The following is a 3,120-nucleotide window of genomic DNA, read 5'->3' on the forward strand; positions in this document are numbered from 1 at the left end:
ACCTACGGGAACGTGTGGGGCCTGCTCGTCGACGGAAAGTTCAACCCGGGCCTGCCGCCCGCCGAGCCCTTCCCGCTGGCCATCCACTCCGGCGACATCCGGGTGGACGTGCAATCCGCGCTGGCGACCCTGGCGCCGATCTGGGGCCTGAAGCCCCTGCTGGACATCAGCGACGAGGAGGCCAGGGACAACCTGGCCCGCGCCGCCGTGATGGCGCTGAGTTTCGTCGCCCAGTCGGCCCGCGGAATAGACCACCCGATGGTGCCGCAGAAGGAGATCGACAAGGCGGAGACCATCGTCGAGCGCTTCCTGATCCGCTGGCGCGGCGAGCCGGACCCCAAGCACGTCAAGGCCGTGGACGCGTACTGGACCTCCGCCGCCGAGCACGGCATGAACGCCTCGACCTTCACCGCCCGGGTGATCGCCTCCACCGGCGCCGACGTGGCCGCCTCGCTGTCCGGCGCGGTCGGCGCGATGTCGGGCCCGCTGCACGGCGGCGCCCCGTCCCGCGTGCTGCACATGATCGAGGAGATCGAGCGCACCGGCGACGCGGTGAAGTACGTCAAGAGCGTGCTGGACCACGGCGACCGGCTGATGGGCTTCGGGCACCGCGTCTACCGCGCGGAGGACCCGCGCGCCCGCGTGCTGCGCCGCACCGCCAAGGAGCTCGACGCCCCGCGCTACGAGGTGGCCAAGGCCCTCGAGGACGCCGCGCTCACCGAGCTGCGCGCCCGCCGCCCCGACCGCGTGCTGGAGACCAACGTCGAGTTCTGGGCGGCCATCGTGCTGGACTTCGCCGAGGTCCCGGCGAACATGTTCACCTCGATGTTCACCTGCGCCCGCACGGCCGGCTGGTCGGCGCACATCCTGGAGCAGAAGCGCACCGGCCGCCTCGTGCGCCCGGCGGCCCGGTACATCGGCCCGGCGCAGCGCAAGGTCCAGGACATCGAGGGCTTCGACACGATGATCGTCCACTGAGCCGGACACAGACGGACACCGCGTCGGACACCGCGTCACGCGCTGATCGGACGGTCAGCGGCACCCAGCACTCACAGCGCCCGGAATCCCGCATCAGGGGTCCGGGCGCCGTACATTTCCGGTAACCTCTGCTTCACGTTCTCGGACGACGACGCCCGGGTCGGGACACTGCATAGCTCGTCACACTTCCGCAGTTGCAGTCCCGCCGGCGCGGCCGTGCCGGCGTTCCCTTGACAATGGCTCTTCGAACACAGCCAGGACTTTTGTGGCGGCCGTAGGCTCGCCCGCCGCCACGTGCAGGCCGACGCTGCGCCGTCGGCCCCGGCCGGGTTCGAAGAGGCATGACACTTCGCCGGAGGCACGCACCGTGTCGGAAATCCAGATTCCCGCCGAACTCAAGCCCGCCGACGGCCGGTTCGGCTGCGGTCCGTCCAAGGTCCGCCCCGAGGCCGTCGCCGCGCTCGCCGCGCAGGCCCCGCTGCTGCTGGGTACCTCGCACCGCCAGGCCCCGGTGAAGAACCTGGTGCGCCGGGTGCGCGAGGGCGTCGCGGACCTGTTCGGCAACCCCGAGGGCTACCAGGTCGTCCTGGGCAACGGCGGCTCGACCGCGTTCTGGGACATCGCCGCCTTCGGGCTGATCCGCGCCAAGTCCCAGCACCTGAGCTTCGGCGAGTTCTCCTCGAAGTTCGCCGCCAGCGCGAAGGCCGCCCCCTGGCTGGCCGAGCCGCAGGTCATCAAGTCCGAGCCGGGCACCCACCCGCTGCCACAGGCGGCCGCGGACGTGGACGTTTACGCGCTGACCCACAACGAGACCTCCACCGGCGTGGCCATGCCGATCAAGCGGGTCGAGGGTGCGAACGACGACGCGCTCGTCCTGGTCGACGCGACGTCGGCGGCCGGCGGCCTGCCGGTGGACGTGACCGAGACGGACGTCTACTACTTCGGCCCGCAGAAGAACTTCGCCTCGGACGGCGGCCTGTGGGTGGCGCTGTTCTCCCCCGCCGCGCTGGCCCGGGTCGAGGAGATCTCCGGCTCCGGACGGTACGTGCCGACCTTCTTCGACCTGCCGACCGCGATCGACAACTCCTCGAAGGACCAGACCTACAACACCCCCGGGGTCGCGACGCTCTTCCTGCTCGCCGACCAACTGGAGTGGCTCAACGGCAACGGCGGCCTGGACTGGGCCGTCACCCGGACGGCCGACTCCAGCGCGCGGCTGTACGGGTGGGCCGAGAAGTCCGACTACGCGACGCCGTACGTGGCGGACCCGGAACAGCGCTCGCAGGTGGTCGGCACCATCGACCTGGCCGACTCGATCGACGCGGTCGCGGTCTCCAAGGCGCTGCGGGCCAACGGGATCGTGGACACCGACTCGTACCGCAAGCTCGGCCGCAACCAGTTGCGCATCGCGATGTTCCCGGCGATCGACCCCGCCGACGTCGAGGCGCTGACCGCCAGCATCGACTACGTGGTCGAGCGGCTCTGACCGCCACGGCTCCAGCGGGTCACCGGCGCAGCAGCGACCCGATGACGACCAGCGCGATCAGGGCGAGGAAGGCCGCCGTGACGATCCTGGTTCTGATCCGCGGGTCCATCTGCCCAGTGTAAGTAGTGATGCTGGTGTAGGTAATGATGCTGGACAGGTGGTCCTGGGTAGGCAGTGCTGGTGCAGTAGTGACCGGGAGTGGCCGGGCGGCATATCGATCGCCGCCAGGGCGGCGCGATAAGGGCCTGGCGGTGAGACGCCGCCAAGCCGGTGCGATAAGGGCTTGGCTGTGAGAGACCTCCAAGCCGGTGCGATAAGGACCGGGCGGTGGGAAACCGCCCGGTCAGCGTCCGGTCAGCGCCCAGCCACCGACCCGCTCGTACTGCTTGAGCGGCTGGTTGACCACGTTGAACAGGTCGATCTCGCCCACCAGCCAGCGCGGGGTGCGGAACGAGGCCATCCGGTCCACGTACGGCTGAAGGTCCGGCAGGCTCTCGTGGTCGCTCAGGTTGCCGCCGGCCTTGGCCGAGCCGTTCCCGTTCGCCGAGTCGCGCACCCGCGCCAGCGTCAGGTGGGGCCGGAACGGACGCTCGTCCACCTTGATGTGACAGCGCCGGGCGACGCCGTTCACCGACTCGGCGAGCCTGCCGAGCCGG

Annotated in this window: 3 protein-coding genes; 2 read left to right on the forward strand and 1 reads right to left on the reverse strand. The window is 70.4% G+C overall.

Annotated elements, in window-relative coordinates; genetic code table 11:
* Together VGS97_RS11970 and serC are read left to right on the forward strand one after the other, a co-directional pair.
* A partial coding sequence (locus VGS97_RS11970) for a citrate synthase 2 (protein ID WP_326853457.1) occupies positions 1-978 on the forward strand: 978 nt, incomplete at its 5' end.
* 367 nt (positions 979-1,345) lie between these two features.
* The gene (gene serC, locus VGS97_RS11975) at positions 1,346-2,464 is read left to right on the forward strand and encodes a phosphoserine transaminase (protein WP_326853458.1); all 1,119 of its coding nucleotides are present in this window, start codon (positions 1,346-1,348) and stop codon (positions 2,462-2,464) included.
* Between the two features lie 343 nt (positions 2,465-2,807).
* On the opposite strand, the gene VGS97_RS11980 is transcribed toward serC, so the two are convergent.
* Positions 2,808-3,120 (reverse strand): 2'-5' RNA ligase family protein (locus VGS97_RS11980; protein ID WP_326853459.1); only part of this gene is annotated, 313 nt, incomplete at its 5' end.

Origin of the sequence: Actinocrinis sp. (genome assembly GCF_035946395.1) — a bacterium.
In the GTDB taxonomy this organism is placed as follows: domain Bacteria; phylum Actinomycetota; class Actinomycetes; order Streptomycetales; family Catenulisporaceae; genus Actinocrinis.